Genomic DNA, 26341 nt, shown 5'->3' on the forward strand with positions numbered 1-26341 from the left:
GTCGAAGCAGCAAGCTGACACCAGTCAGAGAAAACGGGCGAGAAACGCCTGAGTTCGGGGATGTTGCGGATCGCCGATGACATCCTCGGGCTTGCCCATTTCGACGACATTGCCGCCATCCATGAACACCACACGATCGGCCGCTTCGCGGGCGAAGCCGATCTCGTGGGTCACGACGATCATGGTCAGGCCCTGCTTGGCCAGATCACGCATGGTGGAAAGAACTTCGCCGACGAGTTCAGGGTCGAGCGCCGAGGTCGGCTCATCGAACAGCATCAGCTTGGGCTTGATCGCCAAGGCACGGGCGATGGCGACGCGCTGCTGCTGACCTCCGGAGAGCTGGCGGGGATAACTGCCCGCCTTTTCCGACAGCCCCACCCGTTCCAGAAGCCGCATGGCGTTCTCGGTCGCGGCCTTGCGGCTTTCTCCGTGAACGCCGACCGGGGCCTCGATAATGTTCTGCAGCACCGTCATATGCGGATAGAGGTTGAACTGTTGGAACACCATGCCGATCTTGCGCCGCTGGTGGGCGATCCCATTGCTCGACAGCTTTTCCAGCCGGTCCTTGCGGAGGCGATAACCGATCTGTTCGCCATCGACTTCGATGAACCCCTTATTGATCGCTTCGAGGTGGTTGATGCAGCGCAGGAAGGTAGACTTTCCCGACCCGGACGGGCCGAGCACCACGACGACTTCACCCGGCATGACGTCAAGGTCGATCCCCTTCAGCACTTCGAGCTGGTCGAAGGATTTGTGGACGTTGCGGGCTCTGACGAGAGGTTTTGCGGTCTCGGCGGCGATCAATGGTTTGCCTCCTGGACAACGGCCTCGGGCTTTGCGGCAGCGACACTATTGCGCCGTTCGCTGCGGCCGTAATAGGCCTCGATATAGCTCTGGCCGAGATTGAGGATCGAGGTGATAAGCAAGTACCAGAGGACTGCGACAAGCAGCATCGGTACGATCTCGAAGGTGCGATTGTAGATCGACTGAACGGAATAGAGCAGATCGGCCATGGCGATGACGCTGACGAGCGACGTTGCCTTGATCATGCTGATCAGCTGGTTGCCGGTCGGCGGTACGATCGAGCGCATCGCCTGTGGAATGATGATCCGCCACAGCGCCCTCGCCTTGGTCATGCCGAAGGCTTCCGCCGTCTCGAACTGGCCGCGATCGACCGAGAGCAGGCCGCCGCGAATGATTTCGGCCATGTAGGCCGCTTCGTTCAAGGCCAGGCCGACGATTGCCGCTGTCATCGGCGTGATCACCGAATTGGTCTCCCAACTTGCGAGCGTCGGACCGAACGGAATGGCGATCGAAAGTTCGGGGAAAAGGGTCGAGAGATTGTACCAGAAGATCAACTGCACCAGGAGCGGCGTGCCGCGGAAAAACCAGATGAACAGCGATGCCAGCGAACGTGCGAGCCGGTCATTCGACAGCCGGGCGATTGCCAGTCCGAGGCCGAGCACGATGCCGATGGCCATCGCAACCATCGTCAGGCCCAGGCTGACGTAAAGGCCACTGATGACAGTCGGATCGAAGAAATAGGCCGCGACAACAGGCCAGCCGAAATTCTCATTATGGGCGACGATCCACAGGAAGTTTGCGGCAATCAGGAGCACGATCACCCACAGGAGGAGCCGGACCGTTTGAAAGGGCTTGTGGGCGTGGGCAACATCCCGGAAGTCCGCACCGCCATGCGGCGGTGCGGCAGTCGTGCGGTTATTGTTCATTTCGGCAGGGCTCCACCAAGATTGAGGCCGGGCTGCTTGATCATGTTGTTCTCAAGACCCCACTTCTTCATGATGGCGGCGTAGGCGCCGTTATCCATCAACGCCTTGATCGAGTCGAGCAGAACGGGGCCGAGCGGCGAGCCTTTCGGCACGACGGCGCCCTGATAGAGATCGTCGAAGCCATTCTTCTGGCCGACGCCGCTCAGTTCCAGCTGGCCGTTTGCCTGAGACACGAAATAGGTCAACGGTGCCTGCGAGGAGAAGAAGGCATCGGCGCGTTTGGAGCGGACCGCCAGGATCGAGCTCGGCTGGTCGGTGTAGGATTGCACTTCGGGCGCAGGCTTGCCGTTTGCCTTGCACTTTTCGACTTGGGCCTGGATCACTTTTTCGGCGGAGCCGCCAGCCATGACGGCGATGCGGTTGCCGCAGGCGCTGTCGAGCGAGCCGATGGCCTTCGGATTGCCTTTCTGAACGGAGAAGACCACGAACTCCTGAACCCAATCGACGAAATCATTAGCCTCCTCACGGGTCTTGAAGTCACCGATCGGACCGAAGGCGAACTGGTAACGGCCGGAATTGATGCCGGCGAGCAATGCGGTCAGTCCGCTGACGGTTTCATGCTCGATCTCGACGCCGAGCATCTGGCCGATCGCATCAGTCAGGTCGGCGCTGGCACCGCTCAATTTCGTGCCGGTGACGATCTCATAGGGAGGAAAGGAACCATTGTTGACGGAAATCATCTTGCCGTCGGTGCGGATCTTCTCCGGCAGGCGGGCCCGAAGCGCGTCATTGACGATCTGCTTTGGTACGGCGGTTTCCTCAGCGAAGACCAACGTCGTCATCATCAGACCCAGCAGGGTGGCGGAAGCGATCAGTTTCGAATGCATGTCATTCCCCTTTTTTGGTTTACGAAATGGTGATTCAACGATGAGACCTGAAGAGCTTCACCGGGCATGGTTCACTGGGCCTTGGCGTGCCACGGAAACAGCTCGGCGGGCGTCAAAAGGCGCGGCATGACCTTCTGTTCGTAAAGTTCCTCGGCAAAATCGGCGATCATTGCCTCGTTCGCTGCAAGCCCGCTGACGTTCCAGCTTGGCGGCAGGTCGGCCGCGCAGCGGCGCAGTTCGTCGATCATCCAGGGCGTGGTGTCGGCATATTTCTCGCGCTTTTCCAGCCACAGACGCTGTGACTCGTCGATCAACTCGCTGAGTTCATCCATGATCCAAGGATGCTCCTTGACGATATCAGCCTTGAAGCCGATCAGATGCATGCCCGGGATATAACCAACCTCATTGAGGTAAGCGACTTCGGCGGCGCGGAAATCATCCAGCAGCTGACGCAGAGGCGATTCCTGGTCGAAGAAACCCTTCGGCATGAAAGGCGTGAACACGGCATCGAGCCCGCCATCCAGCAAGAGATCGACCATGGGACGTTCGCCGGGGGCAGCCTCGATGCGGCCGGGCCGTCCGAAACCATCGAGCCGATCCACGATCGGATGAGCCTCGGTCAGGCGTCCGGCATACCACATCGCATCCTCGACGCCGACGCCCTCCCGGCGCAACGCAGCGCGGGTCCAGGTATTTCCGGAATCGCGCCAGCCGGTCACGCCGATGTTCTTGCCGGCCAGATCGGACAGCGTACGGAGCGGACTGCCCTTGGCGGTGATGATGCAGCGATGACGGAAGCCGCGCATGATGAAGTTCGGCATGCCCAGAACCCGATCATCGCCATCATGACGCATCTGCGAATAGCGGCTGAAGGACATTTCCGCGGCGTCATGCGCCTCATCATCAGCGAGGCTGGACACCAGCGTGCCCACCCGATCCACTTTGATATCGAGACGGGACGAACTGACGTCACCGAGCACGAGCGGTGTCATGTAATCCCAATCTCTCAGGGCGATGCGAAGCGGCAGAGGCATGCAAAAAAACTCGCTGAAATGGCTCGACGAGGGGCAAATTAAATGTTCAAAGTAGAGAGTACAAATGTTATTACGTTATTGAACATTTAAAGTGAGAGAAAAATGGACGACACGGTCGAGGCCTCCTGGTTTGCCGAAAAAATAGCCGACCGCAGCATCCGGGGGATCGCTCTCGAAACGAGCGCGCTGATCCGTGCCGGTGTCCTGCCCATTGGGACGCGCCTGCCGGCAATCCGCGATATCGCTTACGAATTGCATGTCAGTCCGGCAACGATCTCCGAAGCCTGGAGCGAATTGCGGCGGCAGAAGATCATCAGCGGCCGGGGGCGCAACGGCACCTGGGTCAGCGGCGACCGCTTTGTCGCCAAGCCGGAACGCCTCGCCAGCTCGGGAAACTATAGGGCAGGTGTGCTCGACCTTACCTTAGCCGGGCCTGATGCAGCACTTCTTCCGCGCCTCGCCGACGCAATGGCCTATGGCGCGTCTGTCGATGATCTCAACAGCTATGAGCGCAGCCGGATCGTCCCTGAGTTGAAGGATGCCATTTCCAAGCGATGGCCCTATGGGGCTGAAGCCTTTCTCGCCACCAATGGCGGTTACAACGCTGTCTATACGATATTGCATGCGCTGGTCTCCCCGGGCTCGTCGGTCGCGATCGAACATCCCACAGCCATGCGACTGCTCGATATTCTCGAAGATCTCGGCGTGAAAATCATCCCTGTCGCGTGCGACGGCGAAGGCCCCCTGCCGGATTCGCTGCGCGACGCATTGCGGCAACGTCCGGCGGCTTTCCTGTTCCAGCCGCGGCTGCACTCGGTGACCGGCGTTGCGGTCAGTTCATCCCGCCTCGATCAGCTAGGAGATGTGCTGGAAGACAGCGATACGCTTATCATCGAGGATGACGGCGTCGGCGACGTGTCGGCGGCAAATCCGCAGTCGCTCGGTGGCCGATTTGCGGAGCGGACGATCCATATCCTCTCCCTCTCGAAAAGCCTCGGCCCGGATCTGCGTCTCGCGGTTCTGTCGAGTTCCGCGCCGATCGTCGACGAGATCCAGTCTTACCGTTCCTTCAGCGCCGGCTGGACCAGCCGTATCCTGCAAGGTGCCGCCGCCTGGCTGCTACGCGATCCGGCAACTTGGCAGCTTATCGGCGAGGCGCGCGAGATCTATCAGCAGAGGCGGGACGCCCTTGCCGATGCGCTCAGCGAACGGGGAATACCGATACCGGCGGGCCAGGGCCTGTGCCTCTGGGTGCCCGTCGTCTCCGAACCATTCGCGATGGTGACGCTTGCTGCGCGCAATATCGCCGTCAACCCGGGCAGCAAATTCTCCGTCTTGCCAAGCAGTCATATTCGAGTGGCGACCAGCACGCTCAGCCATCGCTATCAGGAAGCCGCCGATGCGATCGCGCTGGCTCATACGCCTTGAAAAGCAGGGGCCGCAGCCCAAGTCTCTGGTCCCCAGCCATTCCACCCAAGTCCAGAGCTACTTTCCCTCAAGCCACTCCTGCAGCTCTGCCTCAGCCCGCTCCAGAGCGCTGTAATTCAGGAGTTTGCGCAGGAAAGCGACCGTGACGGCGCGGGCGCGGAGATTGAAGCGGCCATCCTCGTGGTCGTCGCCGGCGCTCTGGTAGACGTCGAGCTTGTCGTAGAGCTGCTGCAGTCGGTTCTGAACGCTGCGCAGCGACAGGCCCCGACGTTTGGCGATGGCCCGGTCGGTGAGGCCGAGAGCGATATCGACGAGGATCTCGTATTCGGAATCGGTGAAGCCGTTCGTCTGGCCGAGGCTCTTCTGCTGCAGGCCCCGCACCTCGCGATCGATGACGCACTGGCTCTCGATGAAGATCGAGCGCAGCGCAAGCTTCAGCCGCTCGTCGGAGGCGGATTTCAGCACATAGCCATAGGCGGCGCCGTCCGGCACGATGCGGGAAACGCCGCGCACATAGGCCTCGTCCGAATAATTCGACCAGAACAGAATGCGAGTCTCCGGCCGCTCCTTCCAGATGGTGCGCGCCGCTTCGATGCCGTTGCGGCTCGCCATCTGCAGGTCCATGACGATATGCGCCGACTTGTGGTCGCGGGCGAGCTTCTCGCCGACGGTTCCGTTCTCCGCCTCGATCACCGTGTCGCATTCCGGCAGAGCCGCGTTGACCGCCTCGTGCAGATAGGATCGGTGCAGCGGGTCATCCTCGACGATCAGAACCTTCATCATGCCCTTGTCCTCAGTTTGCCCCGATTGCCGGGTCGTGCGGGACAAGCGGTAGCACGACGCGCACCGCAGTCCCGTGATTGTTGTGACCGGGCCCGGTCGTGAACCGCGCCGAAATCAGCCGCGCACGGGTCTTCATATTGTCGATGCCGCCGCCGATCCGTCCCCGCGCCTTAGCAAGCCCGGTTCCGTCGTCGGAGATTTCGATCGAAAGCCGTTCCTCGTCGGCCTCGAGCCGTACCGTGACGGCGAGCGGCGCGGCATGGCGCACCGCATTGTTGATCGCCTCCTGGGCGATCCGGAACAGCGCAACGCTGACGGTTGGTTCCAGTCGCTCCAGCGCGCCGTGCGTCTCGTCGACAAGGCCCCATTCGATGCCCGATCCGCTGTCGCGGGTCGATCGGTCCAGATGATGCTCGATCGCCTGGGCGAGGCCGAAGAGCTGCAGCACGGAGGGTTTTGCCTGTTCGATGATCTGCCGCAGATCCTGCATGCAATGCTGCAGCGAACGGGAGATCGGCTCCAGCGTCTCGGGCGCCACCTCGCCGTTGCGCGACAGCCGATCGATCCGGCGGGCGAGCCGCGTCAGGTCGGCGAGTGTCTGGTCGTGCAAATCCATGCCGATCCGCTGGCGTTCCTGCTCCAGCGCTTCGGTAAGCTTCAGCGCACCTTGCCGCAGGCCCTCCTCGCGAGCGCGGGCCTCTGCCTCGACAATGGCCGAGCGTTGCGCCTGCTCGGCCGCCTGCAGCGCGAAGAAATAGGGCGTCAGCAAATCGGCAATGATGCGGGCGCGTTCGATATCCTCCATCGTATAGACGCCCGCCTTGTGCGACGAACAGGAGAGTGCTGCGATGATCGTGCCCTGCACCTTCATCGGCACATGCAAGCGGCTCCTCAGCGACTGTTCGACGATCGGCCGCTTGAAGGCGCCCTCGAAGTGGAAACGCGGGTCGGTCATGGCGTCGTCCGCCAGCAGAAAATCCACCTCGCCCCAGAGCAGCGAGCGGATGGGGCTGTTGACAACAGGCGCGCCGGCAAGCCCGCCCCAGGCGGTCTCGATGCCCGTCTCGTAGGCCGTGTGATAGTTGCCGCCCTCAAGCAGCACGCAGACATCGAGATGGTCGTGCGGGATGATATGGGCGACCTCGGCCGCGACGGAACGGATAGCCGAGCGGAAGTCGAGCTGGCCCGCGAGCAGCCGGGAAATGCCGAGATAATGGTCGAACATGGCTGCCGGTACGAGATGCAGCATCGTCAGTTCCTCCCCGAGACGGCGGCAGGCTCCTCAACCTGCAGCGCCCCTTCCCAGTAAGCGCCTGCGGAAGCGCCTCCGTCTTGCGTAAACCCGCAGCTTGTTGCGCAAATCCCGCAAACGGATTGCCGCCTTGCCCCTGTACAGGCCGATCGATCTCCCGCATCCTGCCCTTACTGAGAGGAGGAAGCTCAGTGCAAGAACAATTTTCACTCGGACCCAATTGGGCCGGCAGGAGTGAATCGATCCGCCGACCAGCGCGATCATCAGGGAGGAAGACATGACAATCCGTAAGATGCTTCTGGCATCGGCCGCTATTGCTTGCGCCGCGATGCCCGTTTCCGCCTTTGCCGATACTGCGGCCAAGAAAATCGCCCTTTCCAATAACTATGCCGGCAATTCGTGGCGCCAGGCCATGCTGACGAGTTGGGGCAAGGTGACGGGCGAAGCCGTAAAGGCCGGCACCGTTGCCGCAGCCGACCCTTTCACCACCGCCGAGAACCAGGCGACGGAACAGGCCGCGCAGATCCAGAACATGATCCTGCAAGGCTATGACGCCATCGTGCTCAATGCCGCCTCGCCGACGGCGTTGAACGGCGCGGTCAAGGAGGCCTGCGACGCCGGCATCACCGTCGTGTCCTTCGACGGCATCGTCACCGAACCCTGCGCCTGGCGCATCGCCGTCAACTTCAAGGAAATGGGCCGCAGCGAGGTCGAGTACCTGTCGAAGAAACTGCCGGAAGGCGGTAACCTGCTCGAGATCCGCGGCCTTGCCGGTGTCTTCGTCGATGACGAGATCTCGGCCGGCATTCACGACGGCGTCAAACAGTACCCGCAGTTCAAGATTGTCGGCTCCGTTCATGGAGACTGGGCCCAGGACGTGGCGCAGAAGGCTGTTGCCGGCATCCTGCCGAGCCTGCCCGACCTTGCCGGCGTGGTAACGCAGGGCGGCGACGGCTATGGCGCCGCACAGGCGATTGCTGCGACCGACCGGAAGATGCCGATCATTATCATGGGCAACCGCGAAGACGAACTGAAGTGGTGGAAGGAGCAGAAGGACGCGAAGGGCTACGAGACCATGTCCGTGTCGATCGCGCCAGGTGTCTCCACGCTCGCCTTCTGGGTGGCGCAGCAGATCCTTGATGGCAAGCAAGTCAAGAAAGACCTCGTCGTGCCCTTCCTGCGCATCGACCAGGACAATCTCGAAACCAACCTCGCCAATACCCAGGCCGGCGGCGTCGCCAACGTGGAATACACGCAGGCAGACGCAATCAAGGTCATCGAGTCGGCAAAGTAAATCTCCCGGCGACTGCCGCGCGGCCACAGAATGCCGCGCGGCATTTTTTTGCAAGCAGGCATGGCGGGCAGCATGGATGACGTTGTGAAGGCGGTGATCGCCATCGATGGCGCCAAGGTGAGCTTCGGCGCGGTCAGAGCGCTCGATGGCGTGACCCTCCGCGTTATGCCGGGCGAATGCGTCGGGCTTGTCGGACACAATGGCGCCGGCAAGTCGACCATCGTCAGCGTCATCAACGGCGGCCTCATGCCACACGAAGGAAGTGTGGCGAGCGACGGCGAGCGACTGGAGCGCTATGGCATCAACGCGGCGCGGGCCCGCGGCGTGCGCTGCGTCTTCCAGGAGCTTTCGCTCTGCCCCAACCTTTCGATCGTCGAGAACACGCGCATCATGCATCGCCATCTCGGAGGCTTCGGCTGGCGGAGGCGCGCCGCAAAAATTATCGAGAAGAGCCTCGACGCCGTCTTTCCCGGCCACGGCATCGACAGCAGCCGGGCCGTGGGGAATCTTTCGATCGCCGAGCGGCAGATGGTCGAGATATCAATGGCCTTTTCCGACGCCGGCATTGCGCCGCGTCTGGTGATCCTCGATGAACCCACTTCGTCGCTCGATGCAAGCCTTGCCCGCCAGATGCTCGGCCATGTCCGCCGCTTCATCGCCACGGGCGGGTCCGTCATCTTCATCTCACATATCCTGCACGAGATCCTCGAAACCTCCGATCGCATCGTCGTCATGAAGGACGGCCGCGTCGTCGCCGAACGTCCGGCTCATGGCTTCGACCATCATGGCCTCGTCGAAGCCATGGGCACTGTTGCGAAGGAGGAAACCAAGCGCTCGGCCCGCCAACAATCCACCGCTCCGCTTATTCTGTCCCATCAGGCGAAGGGCCTTTCCTTTGCGGCCCGCAAGGGCGAGATCATCGGACTGGCGGGCCTGGCGGGCCATGGGCAGACCGAGCTGCTGCTTGCCCTGCATACCGCCCAGTCCGGCAACTGGCTGCCCGAGCGCGATCCGCTCGTCACCTTTGTCGCCGGCGACCGCCGCCTCAACGGCGTCTTCGAGTTGTGGAGCATCCTGCGCAACTTCTCCATCGCCTCGCTTGGCGACCTGTCCCGGCGCGGCCTCATCCTTGAAAGTGAAGAGGAGACAAAGGGCGCCGACTGGAAGCGGCGGATAGAGATCCGCACGCCCGATATGGGCAACCGCATCCTCTCGCTTTCCGGCGGCAACCAGCAAAAGGTGCTCTTTGCTCGCGCGCTGGCGACGCGCGCGCCAATCGTGCTGATGGACGATCCGATGCGCGGCGTCGACGTCGGGACCAAGCAGGAGGTCTACGCGATTATCCGCGAGGAAGCGGCGCGCGGCCGCACCTTCATCTGGTACTCGACCGAGATGGACGAGGTCCGCCTCTGCGACCGCGTCTACGTGTTCCGCGAAGGCCGCATCACCACTGAACTCGCCGGTGATGCCGTCAACGAGAAGAACATCATCGCCGCCTCCTTCGAAGGGGTCGCCGCATGACGTTCCGGCTGTCGTCCGACGCCCTGCGTCTTGCCATTCCCGCCCTGTCGCTGACCCTGCTGCTCGCCGCCGTCTTCTGGCTGCAGCCGCGCGCCATGAGCTATGTCGGGCTCAACCTGCTGTTCAACCTGGCTGTGCCGATCGCGCTTGCGACGATCGCCCAGATGATCGTGATGGCGGTCAACGATCTCGATCTCTCGATGGGCGCCTTCGTCAGCTTCGTCGCCTGCGTCACCGCGACTTTTCTGCGGGATGCCCCGATGAGCGGCGTCCTGATCCTTACCGGCGCGATCGCAGCCTATGCGGGCCTCGGCGTCGTCATCTATCTACGCAACCTGCCGTCCATCGTCGTGACCCTCGGCATGAGCTTCGTCTGGGGTGGCCTTGCCGTCCTGCTGCTACCGGCACCGGGCGGGCAGGCGCCGGACTGGGTGCGCTGGCTGATGACCGTCAAGCCGCCGTTGGCGCCGATGGCGATCGTTGCCAGCATCGTCATCGCCTTGGTCGCCCATCTTCTCGTCATGCGATCGTCGCTCGGCGTGCTGATGCGTGGCATCGGCGGTAACCAACGCTCGGTCGAGCGCGCCGGCTGGTCGATTGTCGGCGCGCGCGCTGCCGCCTATGGTCTTGCGGGCCTCTTTGCCGTGCTTGCCGGCATCGCCCTCGTCGGGCTGACCACCTCGGCCGATGCCAATATAGCGCTGCGCTACACGCTGCTGTCGATCGCCGGCGTGATCCTCGGCGGTGGCGAGTTCATCGGCGGCCGCGTCTCCCCGATCGGCGCCGTCATCGGCGCGCTGACGCTGACGCTCGCCGGCTCGTTCCTGTCCTTCCTGCGCATCTCGCCGGACTGGCAGATCGGGGCTCAGGGCGCGATCCTGATCATCGTGCTGGCACTTCGGCTGATGCTGAATCGCCTGGAGAAGCGGGAGAAACGTCGATGACCGCCCTCCTTCGCCTTTTCGGCAAACCCTGGATCTGGTCTTGGCTTGCCGCCTTTGTCGTCTGGTTCCTGACGATCATGGTCACACTCGGCGCCAGCACGCTCGGTCTGTCGCAAGCAGCCCTCACCTTCGCCGCCTTTTCGGTCATCGTCGGCATTGGCCAGATGTTCGTGATCACGCTCGGCCCCGGCAATATCGATCTCTCGGTTCCCGCCACCATGACGCTTGCCGGCACGGTGGCACTGAAGCTGATGAATGTCGAAAACGGCATGATCCTGCCGGGCCTTCTTGTCGCCATTGTCATCGGCCTTGTTGTCGGCCTCGGCAATTATGCGCTCATCAAGGCGCTGCGCATTCCGCCGATCATCGCCACACTGTCCATGAGCTTCATCGTCCAATCCGCGGCGATCTGGACGAACCGGGGCTTGCGCATCAAACCTCCGAGCGTGCTGGCGGAATTCACGACGTCGAACACGCTCGGCATGCCGAACGCGGCGATCGTGGCATTCCTCATCTCGCTCATTGCCTGGTTCCTGCTCGAGAAAACGATCTACGGGCGCTGGATCTCGGCGATCGGCCAGAGCATGCCGGCCGCGCGCATGGCCGGCATACCCGTCGACGGCACGCGTTTCGTCACCTACCTCTTCTGTGCCGTGCTCGCCTCGGTCGCCGGCTATCTGCTTGCCTGCTTCTCCGGCGGCGCAGCGCTCAACATGGGCTCGGAATATCTGCTGATGTCGATCGCCGTCGTGGTGATCGGCGGCACGGCGGTTGCCGGCGGCGATTCCAATGTGCCGGGGATCTGGGGCGCATCGCTCTTCATGTTCCTGGTCGTCTCCATGCTCAACACTTACGGATTCGGCGCGGGCATCCGCCTGATCTTGACCGGCCTCATCATCATCAGCGTCATCATGCTCGCCGGCGGTCGCCGGGCCGGCATGCGATAAACGGGAAGACCGCCATGGCCGAGGCCAGCATTTACGAAATCCACGACGCGCGCTTCCGGCAGATGATCGTGACCAGCGCCGGTCTCGACGAACTCTATTCCGGCTGCCGCTGGGCGGAGGGTCCCGTCTGGTTCAACGATGCGAACCAGCTGCTGTGGAGCGACATTCCCAACCAGCGCATGCTGCGATGGACGCCCGAGAGCGGCGTCTCCGTCTATCGCCAACCCTCCAACTTCACCAACGGCCATACGCGCGACAGGCAGGGGCGGCTGATCTCCTGCGAACATGGGACGCGCTGCGTCACGCGCACAGAGGTCGACGGCTCGATCACCGTGCTCGCGGACCGTTTTGACGGCGCCAGGCTCAATTCGCCGAACGACGTGGTGGTGAAATCAGACGGCACGATCTGGTTCACCGACCCGACCTACGGCATCATGTCGGACTACGAAGGCTTTCGCGCCGAGCCGGAGCAACCGACGCGCAACGTCTATCGGCTCGATCCGACGAGCGGCGCGCTTGCGGCTGTCGTCACGGATTTTATCCAGCCGAACGGCCTCGCCTTCTCGCCCGACGAGACAATCCTCTATGTGGCGGATTCGGCCGCAAGCCACGACGAAAGCCTGCCGCGCCACATCCGCGCTTTCGACGTGGTCGACGGCAACAGTCTGGCAAACGGCCGCGTCTTCTGCCTCATCGATAGCGGCATCCCGGACGGCATCCGCACCGACGCCAGCGGGAACCTCTGGTCGAGTGCGGCCGATGGCGTGCATTGCTTCGACCCGACGGGCAAACTGATCGGCAAGATCCGCGTCCCGCAAACCGTCGCCAACCTCACCTTCGGCGGGCCTAAACGCAACCGGCTTTTTATTGCAGCGACGCATTCGGTTTATTCGGTCTATGTCGCGGTGAGTGGGGCGCAGGTGCCGTGAGGTCTTGACTGTCGCCATGGGTGAGATCGAGCTATCGACCCTGCAATCCGTATCACGTGGTGTTAGCCGATGTCGCCAGCGACATCCCGTGCATGATTGGTGATGAGATCGTCGAAACGAGGGCGACGAGATCGGCCTGACGTGCGGTGGAGGTCTTTGCATAGACCCGGCCAAGATGGGTCTTCAGCGTATTCTCGCTGATTGCCAGAGTTGCAGCACATTGCGCAGCGCTCAATCCTCTGCCGATCTGCAGGACGACCCGCGCCTCGGCCGGGGTCAGGTCGTAAAGCGTGATCAACACCTCTTCTGGCGGAGGCGAAGCCGAAATGGTGGTTGATATGAACACGGCAGCGCATGCAGGCCTAAAAGCTGCTCGAGCCGTCCCTTCGCTCAACGGCAGAATATAGGCGACCGCCGGAGACTGGCCCGGAGTGGAAATCGGAAGGCCGATACCGCGCGACCCCAACAGGGCGTCCGCATGGGCTGCGGCGCCGATTGCTTCCAGCAAAGCCCGTGAAACCATGGGTGTCTGGGCCTGAAGAACGCCGTTTCGCGAGCGCAGAAGTATACGCTCGTCAAGCAATTTTGCCGCATGGGCGTTGGCGTGAAGAACTGCCCCATCTGCCCCAGTGAGAATGACGGGAACTGCGAGGCTGTCGAGGACACCGCGATACATGCCGGTGGTGACGCGCGTCTGATCCAAAAGGTCGCCAATCAGGGAAGCTCGCCGCAGGTGGGGTGAAAGCAAGGCCAGAAAGCGCTGTTCTTCGGCGCTGATGGGCGGCCGGTTCGCCCACGTCGTCGTACTGAATAGTCCAATCCGGTCGGCAGTATCGACGAACTTCGTCGTACACGCCTCGCGTAGGCCTTGAGGCTTTGCCCATTCTTGGAAGAATGCGGATTGCTCCAGTTCCCCTTCGCTGACGAGAGACAATGTCCGCTGCGGCAGATCAATGTCGCCAATGACCGCGGCCCTCAGGCCCGGTATCGCGTCGAGCTCATAGTCCTGTAGCGCTCTCAACTGCTCGGCGTCCCAGGGAGACTGAGCCGCAAACCTACCTCGGCTATCCGTGACGCTAGTGAGTGCAATCGTCGTATAGGCGGCGTCGATGGTGCTGGTAATGCGGGTCATGACACCCGTCCAGCCTTCCGGGCTCAAAGCGCAATCATAGATATCGCCGATTATCGAAGACAGTATTTCGTCACCCAGCCTACTCATGCGGTCCCCTGCGCAATCGCTTCTTCCACCTCTGCCAGCCAGACACTGGCAGGAATACTGGGAGATATGCAATCGAAAGCTTTCGTGGCGCAAGCTCTGCGGGAGACAATGCTTAAGACATCATACTTGCGGGTGACGACGGCGCCGGGAGGGTTCTTTAGACGTCGTTGCTCAAGGCGCGCCGCGCTCTTTCATAGAACTTCGATCTCGAGACCTTCCATGGATATCCGCCACTATCAACTGCGCCAACGCGCAAGAGCCGTTGCGGTATTTATTGTGATCGTGTGGCCATAATGATCGCAACATTTATCAAACTGGCTGTTGGCGCTCTGCTCTTTTGCGCGGCGTTCGCGAGCTCTTCGCTTCCGGCTGCGGCCGCAGCGTCGCCGCCGGAGCGGATCGAGAAAACCGAGGTGGTCGGAACTGCGTTCCGATTTACCTTCTCGAGCGGCAAAGTTCTTCAGGGCGAGGAACTCGTTGGCGCAACCCTGTCCCTACGCTTGTCCGGCGATGCTGTTGCCCACCGTGTCCGCATTGATGACATCGTGACCGACAGCCGTGATCCCGACGGCGAGGTGCTCCTGCACAAAGTCACCGTTGTCGACGGCCGAACACCGGTCGAACTATGCGACCCTGATCCTGATGGAAATCGCTGGATGTTTCCGCTCAAGGGGCAATGGAATTCGGAGGGAAAGATGATTTCGCAGTCCGGTTTTACCCTTACATGTTCAGCCGGAGCACAGGGGAAGTGCGTCCGCTTCGGTTACAAGCCCTGGAAAACCCTGTCCGACGGGACGGATCTGGCGGAGTATCACCGCGCCTGCGTCGATATGGTCCGTGCCGACTATTGCGGCGATCGCGCCACGACCCGAACGGGCATGAAGATCGACATTTACGACGATCGCGGCATCCAACGCGAGGCGGAGAGTTCCGGGAGCGATGAGCTGAGTTTCGAAGCGGGATGGAGTACCGCGGGTGCTGTCTGCGTGGCTCATACCCGTGTCCCGGACAGGATGACACTCGACGGTCTACAGCGCTCCTGTCCCCGCCTCGCCAACCGCCTCGGCTCGGTGCTTTGCACGGCACAGAACGCCAAAACCGGACTGTTCGGCAAGGCGTTGATTTTCAACCGCTCCCATTAGCGGCAACACCGTTTCCTGTCTTCAAATCCTTGAAGCGCAGGAATTTCAAAACCGCTGGATTGTCCTCGGTTCTCTTCAGCCAAAGGAAATGATCATGAAAATCCGCCAACTCGTCGCCGCCGCACTTCTCACTGCGTCAGCGGTTCCGGCATCTGCGGAAACCGTCAGCAATGCCATCACTGCAAACGCGATTACGGCCAATGCCATCACTGCGAATGCCATTACCGCGAACGCCATCACCGCGAATGCGATTACCTCCAATGCCCTCAACACGAACGCTCTTTCAGCCGCAACTGTCGCACCCGTCGGAGAGATAGGCGCCGGTAGTGTCGATGACGTCATTGGCGTGGAACTGCCGAGCGGCAAGACCATCACGAAATGAGCCAGGGAGGGGCGAGCGCTGTTCGCCCCTGCTCTCCAGGCGAAGGCGATGTTTTGACTCGGTTGGATTGCATTCCTCGATGCAGACGGCGATGGCGTCGATCAGCGCTCCAGATCGATCTGCTTCAGCCTGGTTCCGGGCAACAGAACGCCCGCCAGAATATCCTGCAGGACAAGGTCCGTGACATCTGCGTTTCGGAAGTCTCCTGCGCCGTTCCTTTCGATCGCCCACCCTACTGCGCCGGCTCCAGCATCGCGCAATCTTCTCCGTCGGTGCACTCGCCCGAAAGTGTACGCTGACCGAGCGCAATGATAAGGACGGTGGCGGCCCCGGCCGCCGCAGACACCCAGAACCCGCTCTGGGGGCCGTAGGCATCGACGACCCAGCCCGAGACGAAGGCGCCGAGCGCCATACCGATGCCGATGCCCGTCATCACCCAGGTGACACCTTCCGTCAGCACCGATTCCGGCACGCGACGCTCAATCAGTCCGAAGGCCGTTATAAAGGTCGGCGAGATCGCGATGCCGCTGACGAAGACGGCGGTAGCAAGCAGGGTTACCGAGCTGCCGGCGACGAGCAGCGGCAGCGAGGTCAGTGCGAGGATCGCAACAGCGATCAGCAGCTGACGCTGCAAGGGGATGCGCAGATTAAGCGCGCCGAGGGTCAAACCCACTAGGAAGGAACCGAGGGCATAGACACCGATGACCAGGCTTGCCGCATTCGGCTGACCAAGCTCCTTGGTGATGGCGACAACACTCACTTCAGCGGTTGCGAAGATCGCGCCGACGAAGATCAGCGCGAGTGTGATGATCTGCACGGGACGCTGGCGGATCGCGGAGCCAACCGAAGCCGCGCCGGCGACATGACGCACCTTCGGCTCGGTGCCGCGCTGCACGATGAAGGCGGCCGTCCCGAGCGCCAGAAAAGCCGTGCTCACCATCATGCCGGCTTCCGGGAATAGCGCCACGGCCAGCCCGACCGACAGCGAGGCGCCGGTGATATAGACCAGTTCGTCCGCGGCACTTTCGAACGCGAAGGCCGTGTTGAGCTCGGGCCGGTTGCGAATGAGTTCCGTCCAGCGGGCCCGCATCAGCGCCGGAATGCTTGGCATGGCCGCCGCGAGGAAGGCTGAGGCAAAGAGCGTCCACACCGGCCAGTTCTGGTTGGCCGCGGCGATCAGCGCGATGAACGCCAGCACCGATACGATGGTTGTGGGAACGACCACTGCCGTCTGGCCCAGCCGGTCGACCGCTCGCGAAATCTGCGGCGAGACCACCGCATTGGTGAGTGCATAGGTCGCCGACACGGCGCCTGCCAGCCAATATTCGCCATGTGCCTGGGAGAGCATAGCAACGATGCCAATCGGCGCCATGGCGATGGGAAGGCGTGCGAAAAAGCCGGCTGCGGAGAAGCCCTTGGCTCCAGGTGCCGCGAATATTTGCCTATACGGATTTGACATGGGACGATCCTTCCAGCTATCGGATAGAACACTTATATACGGAGCGTATGTGTTCAGATAATGCATACGCTCCGTATGTCAATGAAAAAGATACGCGGCGTATGCCAATGGAGAAGCCATGCGCAAACCGCGCCGGGAGATGATCGCAGAGACCCGCGGCAAACTTATCGCAGCCGGGCGGCGTGCCTTTGGCACGATCGGCTACGCGGAAGCCTCGATGGACGATTTCACCGGCGAAGCGGGGCTGACGCGCGGGGCCCTTTATCACCACTTCGGTGATAAGAAGGGTCTGCTGCAGGCTGTCATCGTGGAGATCGATGCTGAGATGACGGAGCGGTTGAACGAGGTCTCGGCCGCCGCTCCGACACGCTGGCAGGGCTTTGTCGACGAATGCTCCGCCTATATTGAAATGGCGCTTGAACCGGAAATCCGCCGTATCATGTTTCGCGATGGCCCGGCTGTCCTCGGCGACATCTCGCAATGGCAGAACACCCCCGGCTGTATCGCCGCCCTCTCCCGCAGCCTCGACCGACTCAAGGCCGATGGCGAGATCATCGACATCGACACCGAAACCGCCGCCCGCCTCATCAATGGCGCCAGCAGCCATATGGCGCTTTGGATCGCCAATGCCGAGAATCCGGAGGGGGTTTCGAAGCGGGCGGTCACGGGATTCAAGGCTATGCTGGAGAGCCTCCGCAGGCAGCAAAGAGGTGTTTGATTTCCTATTCAGGCGCCGTGGGCACCAGGTCGTTCCATGACGATCGTGTTCCCGCCTCTGTGTAGCCGCCACACTCCGATACTTTTTTGGCATTTCTTGAAACATGCCAGATACGCAGACCCGTCAGACATCACTCCGTCACGAAATGTCGCCCTGGGCGACAACAACATGGAGTGCCTCATGAAGAAGATAGACAATATTCTCGCCTGGCGCCGCCTTGCCCGCGGAGCAATGGTGATGGCGGTTGGACCAATGTTGCTGTTTTCAGCCGGCTACCTTGTGCCAGCGAGTGCCGCCGACCTCACATCGGACGGGGCGGCGACGCCGATCGGGGCCGACGAAACGATCCGCCCGTTCCAGATCCACGTTCCGCAGTCACAGCTTGACGACCTGCGCAAGCGCATTGCCGAAACGCGTTGGCCAGACAAGGAGACGGTGAGCGACGCCTCGCAAGGCATTCAGCTTTCGCGCGTCCAGGATCTGGTGCGTTACTGGGGCACTGATTACGACTGGCGCAAAGCCGAGGCTGAGCTCAATGCACTTCCGGAATTCATCACGACGATCGACGGGGTCGATATCCAGTTCATTCATGTACGATCGCGTCATCCCAACGCCCTTCCGGTCATTCTGACCCATGGCTGGCCGGGCTCGACCTTTGAGTTCATCAAGGCGATCGGCCCTCTTACAGATCCGACTGATTATGGCGGTAAAGCGGAGGACGCATTTGATGTCGTCATCCCTTCCATCCCCGGCTACGGCTTTTCGGGTAAGCCCACGGAGCTTGGCTGGGGGCCTGACCGCGTTGCCCGAGCATGGGACATGCTGATGAAGCGGCTCGGCTACGCGCACTACGTTTCCCAGGGTGGCGACCACGGCTCCGTTATCTCCGACGCGCTGGCGCGCCAGGCACCCAAGGGCTTGCTTGGTATCCATCTCAACATGCCGGCGACCGTTCCGGGCAATCTCACGAAGGCGATCAACAGCGGAGACCCGGCTCCTGCGGAACTGTCGGCGCCCGAGCGGAATGCCTATGAATCGTTGAGCACCTTCTTCGGCCGGAATGCCGCCTATGGGGCCGTGATGGTGACGCGTCCGCAGACGATCGGCTACTCGCTTTCCGACTCGCCGTCCGGCCTGGCTGCATGGATCTACGAAAAATTTGCGCAGTGGAGCGACAGTGAGGGCATTCCTGAACGCGTTTTTTCGAAGGACGAAATGCTGAATGACATCACGCTGTACTGGCTGACCAACACTGGGGCATCCTCGTCGCGGTTCTATTGGGAAAACAACAACAACAATTTCAGCGCAGACGCCCAGAAGACCAAAGAGATCAAGATCCCGGTGGCCATCAGCGTATTCCCAAAGGAGATCTACCAGGCGCCGGAGAGTTGGAGCAAGCAGGCCTATCCCACGCTGCATTATTACCACCGTGTCGATATGGGCGGTCACTTCGCCGCCTGGGAACAGCCCAAACTCTTCGCTGAGGAATTGCGAGAGGCGTTCCGGTCGGTGCGTTGATACACCGGCGGTAATACCCGTCCGGCGTGTCGACGTCGAGCGGGGCCGCGTCGCCAATCTCGACATCGAGCACGAGCAGGCCCGATGTGGCGATGGCGTTGCGCTGCCGACGCAGCCCTTACAATCCAGTGGGCGGTTTCGTCCACTGGATTGTGATCCTACTTCGCTGTAGAGCGAGGAAGGTATTTTGATGCCGAACCCATCCCTTTAAGGTGCGATTTTATGACAAAAAAAGTTTATCTCGCCGGTCCGGAGGTCTTCCTTCCCAATGCCCGTGAAATGCTCGACCGCAAGGCGGCACTTGCCCGTGAGGCGGGACTTATCCCGCTGTCGCCCGGCGATCTGGAAATCCCGCACACAAACTCGAAGCGCGAGCGGGCGGCTGCGATAAACGCGGTGGACGAGAAGATGATGATTGAGGCTGACGCTATCATCGCCAACCTGACGCCCTTTCGCGGCATTGCGGCCGATACAGGGACAGCCTTCGAACTCGGCTTTATGTGCGCAAGCGGTAAGCCTGTATTCGCTTACACGAATGTGGCTCGCGATCACAGCGGACGAGTGAGCGATCTTTATGGCGGGGCCATCGCCTATGATGGCGACGGTCGATTGCGAGACCCGAATGGAATTGCGGTCGAGGATTTCGGCCTGGCCGACAATCTGATGCTGCACGCCGGGATCGAGCGGCGCGGTGGCGTCCTCATCGTCGGAGACGCGGCGCGGGATGCGCTCTATACGGACCTTGCCGCGTTCAAGGCCTGTCTTGCCGCCGCCGTTGAAAAACTGCGCTCAGGCGCTCAATAATCAGCAGTCCCTCGGTCGACCGCTTGCAGCCCGCTTCACGCCGCCCGAGGGATCGCCGCTCCAGTCGCGCATTGTGTGGGTGGACAAGTTTGAGAGTTAGCCGGACGGCGGCCAAGGGTCGGTATCATGGTCAGGATGCTGATGATTGGTGCTGCTGATCCGGTGCAACATCTGGGGATCGTCGGCGTAGGTCGGTCGCTCGCCCGGCACTTGGGCCAGGTTGGCGTACCAGGATACCCGGCTCTCGTTGCCGTATTGGTTTTCGGGCGGCGCCCGATCGGGCTCATCGAGGGTACCGACCAAAACTCCGATGTCGTCACCATCGGGATAATCGAAGATGAGTGGGGTGCCACAGTCACGGCAAAAACCACGTCGGCCGACGTCCGAGCTGCGAAAATAGCTGATTGCGCCACGCGTCAGGCGAAAAGCGGGCTTCATCACCGGGCAGATGATCGCGAACGGACCGCCCACAGCCTTCTGGCACATCCGGCAGTGGCAGATATGGACGTTTTGCGGCGGCTCCTCCAGCGCGTACCGCACGGCGCCACATTGGCAGCCACCCGTCAGAACGACGGTCTGCATGCGGACAAACCATGGAAAGATCGCGCTGGCTCGCGTTGTATTGGCGGAGTACGTATCACCTGGGGGCGAAATGGTTGAAACGGTGCCCCCGTTTGGTAAGGGTGTGTGTCCAGGGCGGAGGCGCCTTGCCAGCACCCAAAAGTAGCGTCTTCAGTGAGCATAGAGCCGGTCCTCACTTCTCCATTGCAGCACGTTTTTCACACCTGCAACCGCGTCCTCAATAACAATTATTTCGCGGGATCGAAAGCCGTCTGTGACGACCTGTTCTGACGGACGTCAACGTCACCTGTGAATAAACATATCTCGACCCACCTTTAGCCGTGGTGGTTCCAGACCGAATGCAACCGGACCATCTCGCTGCCTTGTCCGCGAACTAGTTCTTCATTGCGCCACCGGCGGCCACGATATCGTCCGGCGTATCGACGTCGAGGCAAGCCGCATCGCCGACATCGACATCGAGCACGGGCAGCCCTGACGTCGCAATGATATCGCGCGCGCCGACGTCGCCCTCAAGTCTCAGCACTGCCTGTTTGAGAGCACGCGGCAGAATAACGGGATTGCCGGGCTTGCCGCGTGAGACGGCGCGCACGGCAGCCTCGCCGCCCGCATTGCGAAATGCGAAAATCAAGGCATCGAGATGTGCGGTGGAAAGGCCGGGCATATCGGCCAGCATGACGAGAATGCCGTCGGCGCCGTCGGCCCACTTTGATGAGACACCTGCCATCAGCGAACTCGCCATGCCGCTGGCGTAGTCGGGATTATCGATGAAAGTCAGATCGAGCCCATCGAGCGCGGCCTCGATCTCGCTCCTGCGATGGCCGGTGACGACAATGACGGATCCGGCATCCGCACCGAGCGCGATCAATGCCGACCGCCTCACGAGCGGCACGCCGTCGAATTCGGCCAGCAACTTGTGTTTCCCGCCCTCACCCATCCGGCTTGCCTTGCCGGCAGCGAGAACGACGATCGCGACCGACGCCTTAGGCATAAGCCACCAGTCTTGCCGCGGCGATATCAGCCAGAACCGACAGGGCGAGCGACGTTGCATCCCGTGTCGGGCCGAACATCCCGATAGGCGCCTTGATGCGAGCGATGTCGTCCCGTCTGAAAGGCATGGCTCTCAGCCGCTCGACACGTCGACGATGCGTCCGGGTGCTGCCGAGCGCGCCGATGTAGAACCCAGGCGAGGCAAGTGCGGTCTCGAGAATGGCAGCTTCGGCGTCAAGCTCATGATGCAGGAGCACGATGGCCGTGAAGGGATCGATGATGTCGGCAACCGGCCGGACGCCGCCCGGCGGCACGGCAATCACGTCGTAGCCGGAAGCCTCGGCCAGTCGTACGACGGCTTGCGCTTCGATCGTCTGCCCGGAAATGAGGACGCGGGTACGGGGACGGTAGACGGTCAGGAAATCTCGTTCGAGCCAGCACGTCCGTGGCAGCGGTTCTACCGGTTCGAGCGCCTGGCGCTCTGGCGAATATGCAAGGCCGGCTGCCTGCCTGCGTTCGAGACGCTCCAGCACATGCCGCAAAGCTGCGACATCTTTCAGGACATGGATTGCGACAGAGATTCCTCCACCACAGGGAAGGACGATGTCGAAGAAGGGCGAGCCGTCGCCGAACTTGACCATGCGGTCGCGCCCTTGCGCCATTGCCAGAAGCGCTTCGGAAGCGACGGCGGCTTCGACACATCCGCCGGAGACATAGCCGCAGAACCGCCCGTCTGCGGCGACCACCATATGAGCGCCGAGCGCGCGTGCAGCCCCGCCCCGGATGTCGACGAGGGTGGCAAGTGCCGCCGCGCCAAGACCATGGGCGTCTATCGCGAAGCGAAGCAGTTCCGCAGGGTCGTCGGTGGACGAGGCTCTGACGGGAATTGGCGCCGTGACGGGTGCAAGTGTCTGATCCATGGGAAATCCTACAGGAATTAACGACGGTCCGGCTTTCGCACCGCCGTCGACATAATCACGCCACGTCCGGCAGGCCGCCGATCAGCTTGTCAAGCCTCAGCGGGTAGTGCCGAACCCTGACGCCGGTCGCATTGTAAACGGCGTTGGCGATCGCTGCCGCAACGCCGCAAAGGCCGAGTTCGCCGACGCCCTTGGCCTTCATCGGCGAGGACATCGGATCGGTCTCGTCCATGAAGATCACCTCCTGGTGCGGAATGTCGGCATGCACCGCGACTTCGTAGCTGGCGAGGTCGTGATTGACGAAGAAGCCGCGGCGGGTATCGACCGCCAATTCCTCCGACAGCGCTGCGCCGGCCCCCATCGTCATCGCGCCGATGACCTGGCCGCGGGCGGTGATCGGGTTGAGGATGCGGCCCGCCGCGCAGACTGCGAGCATCTTGCGGATGCGGCTCTCACCGGTGGCAATGTCGACGCCAACCTCCACGAAGTGCGCTCCGAACGTCGATTGCTGATGGGTCTCGGTGAGCTCACCCCACTTGATCGTGTCCTCGCCGACAAGGCCATCCGGACCGGCAGCCTCGGCAAGGGGCACCGAACGATTGCCCGAGCGGACCTCTCCGTTCTCGAAGACGACGTCTTCGGAATTGAAGCCGAGCTTCTTGGCAATGGCTTCACGCAGCTTGACGCAGGCTGCATAGACGCCAGACGTGGAAGAGTTCGCACCGAACTGTCCGCCGGAGCCTGCCGAAACAGGAAAACGCGAGTCGCCGAGCTGGACGGCAACCTTGTCGATCGTGACACCCATCATTTCGGCGGCCGTCTGGGCGATGATGGTGTAGCTGCCGGTGCCGATATCGGTCATGTCGGTTTCAACCGTCACGACGCCTTCTTGGTCGAGCTTCACCCTTGCTCCGGAAGGAAGCACGAGGTTGTTGCGGAAGGCAGCGGCTACGCCCATGCCGACCAGCCAGTTTCCCTCCCGTTTGGAACCTGGTCTTCCCCGTTGACCCCAGCCAAACCGCTCTGCACCGAGCGTGAGGCAGCCGATGAGATTGCGCTGGGAAAAAGGCCGCTCCGGCTTCTCCGGATCGACCTGCGTGTCGTTGACGATCCGAAACTGCACGGGATCGATCTCAACTTTTTCGGCAATCTCGTCGATGGCGATTTCGAGCGCCATCAGTCCGGGGGCTTCGCCCGGAGCGCGCATGGCGTTGCCCTCTGGAAGGTGAAGTGTTGCCAGCCGCATCGCGGTCATGCGGTTCGCCCCGGCATAGAGAAGACGGGTCTGATTGACGGCGGTCTCAAGCTGACCGCCGGGTTGGTCGCCGGACCAACTTTCGTGCGCAATGGCGGTTATCTTGCCGTCACGCTCGGTTCCAATACGGATCCGCTGGATTGTCGCCGGCCGATGAGTTGTGTTGTTCGGCATGAGCGGTCGTGGAAGAGCGACTTTGACCGGCCGCCCGACCGCCTTTGCTCCGAACGCGGCAAGCACGGCGTCGGCTCGCAGGAAGAGCTTGCCGCCGAACCCGCCGCCGATGAACGGCGACATCAGATGGACCTTTTCCTTGTCGATGCCGAGTGTGGTCGCCAGATCCGTGCGCCACCAGTCGATCATCTGACTTGACGTCCACACCGTCAGTTCATCGCCGCTCCAGGCAGCGATGGAAGCATGCGGCTCCATCATGGAATGGGATTGGTCGGGCGTCGTGTAGGTCGCGTCCAGAGTGACGGGCGCTGACCTGAAGGCAGCCTCGAAATCGCCGACTGCGGTATCGGGCTGCTGCGATTGGTCCGGCTTGACGGCTTTATCCTTTGCCTGGCCGAGATCGTACACACCCTTTTCTTCGGCGTAGTCGACCTTGACCAGAGCGGCTGCGGCACGCGCCTGCTCGAAGCTCTCGGCAACGACGACGGCGACTGTCTGGTGATAGTGCTGAACCTCGTCGCCGCCGAAGAGCTTGGCGGTGTTGAACTTGCCCTTCTTCCGTTCGCCGACGTCGAGTGTCGTCACGACGGCAAGCACACCCGGAGCCGTCTTGGCGGCGGAAACGTCCATGGAGGTGATGCGGCCCTTGGCGATGGCCGCGCCAACCGGATAACCATAGGCGTAGCGCATATTCGGATCGTGCCACTCATAAGCATACATTGCCCGCCCGGTCGTCTTGAGCTGACCGTCGATCCGGTGGATCGGCTGTCCGACGACCTTCAGATTGTCGATCGGGTTGGTTGTCGCTGGCGTATCGAACTGCATGGCTCAACCCCTTGCTTCGGCAATGACGGCGCCGAGCGTGCGCTCGACCAGATCGACCTTGAAACGGTTCTGTTCGGTCGGATGGGCATCGGCAAGAAGAACGCCTGCCGCCGCCCGCGCGCCTTTCGGCAGCTCGGCTTCGGCTGCCTCGATGCGCCATGGCTTGTGGGCGACGCCGCCGACGGCGATCCGTCCTGTGCCGTCCGATTGGATTACGGCTCCGACCGAGACGAGTGCGAAGGCATAGGAGGCGCGGTCTCGGACTTTACGATAGATGTGCTTGCCGCCGATCGGGGGCGGCAGCAGGACCGCCGTGATGAACTCGCCGCGCTCGAGAACGGTCTCCAAATGGGGCGTGTCGCCGGGCAACCGGTGAAGGTCGGCAATCGCAATCGCGCGGCGACTGCCGTCGGCCTTGACGGTTTCCACAACAGCATCGAGCGCCCGCATGGCGATGGCCATGTCACTCGGATGCGTGGCGATGCAGGATTCGCTGGTGCCGACGACGGCATGCTGGCGGCTGAAGCCGCCGATGGCGGAACAGCCGCTGCCGGGCTGCCGCTTGTTGCACGGCTGGTTCGTGTCATAGAAATAGGGACAGCGCGTGCGCTGCAGAAGGTTGCCGGCCGTGGTTGCCTTGTTGCGCAATTGCCCGGAGGCGCCGGCGACCAGGGCCCTGGAGAGCAGGCCGTAGTCACGGCGAACGGTCTCATGGGCGGCAAGATCGGTGTTGCGGACCAAGGCGCCGATGCGCAGCCCGCCCTCCGGCGTGGGTTCGATCTTGTCGAGGCCGACACCGTTGACGTCGATCAGATGCGTCGGCGTCTCGATCTCGAGCTTCATCAGGTCGAGGAGATTGGTGCCGCCGGCGATGAACTTGGTCTCAGGATTTAAGGCGGCCGCCTTGGCCGCGGCCTCGACGGACGAGGCGCGTTCATAGGTAAAGGCTCTCATGCTCTTATCCCCGCGACTTCCGAAATGGCATCGAGAATGTTGGAATAGGCGCCGCATCGACAGATGTTACCGCTCATGCGTTCGCGGATCTCGGCCGCAGTGACAGCCGCCTGAGCCGTAAGGTCGCCGGTGACGTGGCTCGGTATGTTCGCCTTGATCTCCTCGAGCACGGCCACGGAGGAACAGATCTGTCCCGGCGTGCAGTAGCCGCACTGGAAGCCGTCATGCTTGACGAAGGCCGCCTGCATCGGATGAAGGTTTTCAGGCTGGCCGAGGCCTTCGATCGTGGTGATTTGATCGCCTTCGTGCATCACCGCCAGCGTCAGGCAGGCGTTGATGCGGTGGCCGTCGACCATCACGGTGCATGCACCGCATTGGCCGTGGTCGCATCCCTTTTTCGTGCCTGTGAGATGCAGGTGCTCGCGCAGCGCGTCGAGCAGCGACGTTCTGTTGTCGACCTCGAGATCACGGTTCTCGCCGTTGACCGCGAAAGAAACTTTCGATGTATAGGCCATTTCATTTCCTGGGGACTGTGCCGCTGCGGGCGCGACGGCTCCGGTGACCGCAATCGCTGCGGCCGACGAGATAAGTAGATCTCGACGGGAAAGTTCCAGTTGTGTCTGGCTTGGCATGAAGTGTTCCACCTTGCTCGT

General features: G+C 61.9%; 25 protein-coding genes. 11 read left to right on the forward strand and 14 right to left on the reverse strand.

What is annotated here, in order from left to right:
* Positions 1-24: 24 nt before the first annotated feature.
* The 4 genes from ACS4RR_RS29160 to ACS4RR_RS29175 all read right to left on the reverse strand — a co-directional run bounded on the left by ACS4RR_RS29160 (position 25) and on the right by ACS4RR_RS29175 (position 3651).
* The gene (locus ACS4RR_RS29160) at positions 25-804 is read right to left on the reverse strand and encodes an amino acid ABC transporter ATP-binding protein (protein ID WP_222385890.1); all 780 of its coding nucleotides are present in this window, start codon (positions 802-804) and stop codon (positions 25-27) included.
* Positions 801-1730 (reverse strand): amino acid ABC transporter permease, encoded by a 930-nt coding sequence (locus tag ACS4RR_RS29165; protein ID WP_222385889.1) that lies wholly within the window; start codon positions 1728-1730, stop codon positions 801-803. The genes ACS4RR_RS29160 and ACS4RR_RS29165 overlap by 4 nt, the downstream gene beginning before the upstream one ends.
* Positions 1727-2617 (reverse strand): ABC transporter substrate-binding protein, encoded by an 891-nt coding sequence (locus ACS4RR_RS29170; RefSeq protein WP_222385888.1) that lies wholly within the window; start codon positions 2615-2617, stop codon positions 1727-1729. The genes ACS4RR_RS29165 and ACS4RR_RS29170 overlap by 4 nt, the downstream gene beginning before the upstream one ends.
* Positions 2618-2688: 71 nt before the next feature.
* Complete coding sequence (locus ACS4RR_RS29175; protein WP_222385887.1) at positions 2689-3651, reverse strand: type 2 periplasmic-binding domain-containing protein; 963 nt, start codon at positions 3649-3651, stop codon at positions 2689-2691.
* Positions 3652-3753: 102 nt separating this feature from the next.
* On the opposite strand from ACS4RR_RS29175, the gene ACS4RR_RS29180 reads away from it, so the two are divergent.
* The gene (locus ACS4RR_RS29180; RefSeq protein ID WP_260111404.1) at positions 3754-5079 is read left to right on the forward strand and encodes an aminotransferase-like domain-containing protein; all 1326 of its coding nucleotides are present in this window, start codon (positions 3754-3756) and stop codon (positions 5077-5079) included.
* A 57-nt stretch (positions 5080-5136) separates the two neighbouring features.
* Here the strand turns inward: ACS4RR_RS29180 and ACS4RR_RS29185 are convergent, their stop codons facing one another.
* The gene (locus tag ACS4RR_RS29185) at positions 5137-5859 is read right to left on the reverse strand and encodes a response regulator transcription factor (protein WP_260111438.1); all 723 of its coding nucleotides are present in this window, start codon (positions 5857-5859) and stop codon (positions 5137-5139) included.
* Positions 5860-5872: 13 nt separating this feature from the next.
* Positions 5873-7111 (reverse strand): GAF domain-containing sensor histidine kinase, encoded by a 1239-nt coding sequence (locus tag ACS4RR_RS29190; RefSeq protein WP_260111403.1) that lies wholly within the window; start codon positions 7109-7111, stop codon positions 5873-5875.
* Positions 7112-7391: 280 nt separating this feature from the next.
* Between ACS4RR_RS29190 and ACS4RR_RS29195 the strand changes: the two genes are divergently transcribed.
* The 5 genes from ACS4RR_RS29195 (at position 7392) to ACS4RR_RS29215 (ending at position 12749) form a co-directional block, all read left to right on the forward strand.
* The gene (locus ACS4RR_RS29195; protein WP_260111402.1) at positions 7392-8408 is read left to right on the forward strand and encodes an ABC transporter substrate-binding protein; all 1017 of its coding nucleotides are present in this window, start codon (positions 7392-7394) and stop codon (positions 8406-8408) included.
* A gap of 72 nt (positions 8409-8480) precedes the next feature.
* A complete protein-coding gene (locus ACS4RR_RS29200) occupies positions 8481-9929 on the forward strand; it encodes a sugar ABC transporter ATP-binding protein (RefSeq protein WP_456190507.1) in 1449 nt (482 codons plus the stop codon).
* On the forward strand, positions 9926-10873 hold the full coding sequence (locus tag ACS4RR_RS29205) for an ABC transporter permease (protein ID WP_222281307.1): 948 nt from the start codon (positions 9926-9928) through the stop codon (positions 10871-10873). The genes ACS4RR_RS29200 and ACS4RR_RS29205 overlap by 4 nt, the downstream gene beginning before the upstream one ends.
* On the forward strand, positions 10870-11820 hold the full coding sequence (locus ACS4RR_RS29210; RefSeq protein WP_260111400.1) for an ABC transporter permease: 951 nt from the start codon (positions 10870-10872) through the stop codon (positions 11818-11820). Before ACS4RR_RS29205 ends, ACS4RR_RS29210 begins: the two co-directional genes overlap by 4 nt.
* Before the next feature lie 14 nt (positions 11821-11834).
* Entirely contained in the window at positions 11835-12749 is a 915-nt protein-coding gene (locus ACS4RR_RS29215) for an SMP-30/gluconolactonase/LRE family protein (protein ID WP_222313345.1), read from the forward strand.
* A 52-nt stretch (positions 12750-12801) separates the two neighbouring features.
* On the opposite strand, the gene ACS4RR_RS29220 is transcribed toward ACS4RR_RS29215, so the two are convergent.
* Positions 12802-13881, reverse strand: coding sequence for a helix-turn-helix transcriptional regulator (locus tag ACS4RR_RS29220; protein WP_456190508.1), 1080 nt, complete (start codon positions 13879-13881; stop codon positions 12802-12804).
* A 380-nt stretch (positions 13882-14261) separates the two neighbouring features.
* Between ACS4RR_RS29220 and ACS4RR_RS29225 the strand changes: the two genes are divergently transcribed.
* Entirely contained in the window at positions 14262-15110 is an 849-nt protein-coding gene (locus ACS4RR_RS29225) for an ADYC domain-containing protein (RefSeq protein WP_456190509.1), read from the forward strand.
* 94 nt (positions 15111-15204) lie between these two features.
* A complete protein-coding gene (locus ACS4RR_RS29230) occupies positions 15205-15492 on the forward strand; it encodes a hypothetical protein (protein ID WP_017967692.1) in 288 nt (95 codons plus the stop codon).
* A gap of 232 nt (positions 15493-15724) precedes the next feature.
* Here ACS4RR_RS29230 and ACS4RR_RS29235 read toward each other — a convergent pair whose 3' ends face one another.
* Entirely contained in the window at positions 15725-16951 is a 1227-nt protein-coding gene (locus ACS4RR_RS29235; RefSeq protein ID WP_456190510.1) for an MFS transporter, read from the reverse strand.
* A 118-nt stretch (positions 16952-17069) separates the two neighbouring features.
* Here ACS4RR_RS29235 and ACS4RR_RS29240 point away from each other — a divergent pair, with 118 nt between their 5' ends.
* From ACS4RR_RS29240 to ACS4RR_RS29250, 3 genes are all read left to right on the forward strand, one after another.
* Positions 17070-17669, forward strand: a complete 600-nt coding sequence (locus ACS4RR_RS29240; protein ID WP_162115825.1) for a TetR/AcrR family transcriptional regulator — start codon at positions 17070-17072, stop codon at positions 17667-17669.
* A gap of 180 nt (positions 17670-17849) precedes the next feature.
* On the forward strand, positions 17850-19187 hold the full coding sequence (locus tag ACS4RR_RS29245; RefSeq protein ID WP_260111395.1) for an epoxide hydrolase family protein: 1338 nt from the start codon (positions 17850-17852) through the stop codon (positions 19185-19187).
* A 222-nt stretch (positions 19188-19409) separates the two neighbouring features.
* On the forward strand, positions 19410-19991 hold the full coding sequence (locus ACS4RR_RS29250; protein ID WP_017967695.1) for a nucleoside 2-deoxyribosyltransferase: 582 nt from the start codon (positions 19410-19412) through the stop codon (positions 19989-19991).
* A 96-nt stretch (positions 19992-20087) separates the two neighbouring features.
* Here ACS4RR_RS29250 and ACS4RR_RS29255 read toward each other — a convergent pair whose 3' ends face one another.
* From ACS4RR_RS29255 to paoA, 6 genes are all read right to left on the reverse strand, one after another.
* The gene (locus ACS4RR_RS29255) at positions 20088-20573 is read right to left on the reverse strand and encodes a GFA family protein (RefSeq protein WP_260111394.1); all 486 of its coding nucleotides are present in this window, start codon (positions 20571-20573) and stop codon (positions 20088-20090) included.
* 373 nt (positions 20574-20946) lie between these two features.
* The gene (locus ACS4RR_RS29260; protein ID WP_260059674.1) at positions 20947-21561 is read right to left on the reverse strand and encodes a nucleotidyltransferase family protein; all 615 of its coding nucleotides are present in this window, start codon (positions 21559-21561) and stop codon (positions 20947-20949) included.
* Positions 21554-22480: an XdhC family protein gene (locus ACS4RR_RS29265; RefSeq protein WP_260059673.1), complete on the reverse strand. Its 927-nt coding sequence runs from the start codon at positions 22478-22480 to the stop codon at positions 21554-21556. Before ACS4RR_RS29265 ends, ACS4RR_RS29260 begins: the two co-directional genes overlap by 8 nt.
* A gap of 55 nt (positions 22481-22535) precedes the next feature.
* The gene (gene paoC / locus ACS4RR_RS29270) at positions 22536-24734 is read right to left on the reverse strand and encodes an aldehyde oxidoreductase molybdenum-binding subunit PaoC (protein ID WP_260059672.1); all 2199 of its coding nucleotides are present in this window, start codon (positions 24732-24734) and stop codon (positions 22536-22538) included.
* Between the two features lie 3 nt (positions 24735-24737).
* Positions 24738-25688 carry an FAD binding domain-containing protein gene (locus tag ACS4RR_RS29275; RefSeq protein WP_260059670.1) on the reverse strand — a complete coding sequence of 317 codons (951 nt, stop codon included), beginning with the start codon at positions 25686-25688 and terminating at the stop codon, positions 24738-24740.
* Positions 25685-26332 (reverse strand): aldehyde dehydrogenase iron-sulfur subunit PaoA, encoded by a 648-nt coding sequence (gene paoA, locus ACS4RR_RS29280; RefSeq protein WP_260059669.1) that lies wholly within the window; start codon positions 26330-26332, stop codon positions 25685-25687. The genes ACS4RR_RS29275 and paoA overlap by 4 nt, the downstream gene beginning before the upstream one ends.
* Positions 26333-26341 lie beyond the last annotated feature (9 nt).

Source organism: Rhizobium zaerense (genome assembly GCF_051810725.1).
Lineage (GTDB): Bacteria > Pseudomonadota > Alphaproteobacteria > Rhizobiales > Rhizobiaceae > Rhizobium > Rhizobium leguminosarum_I.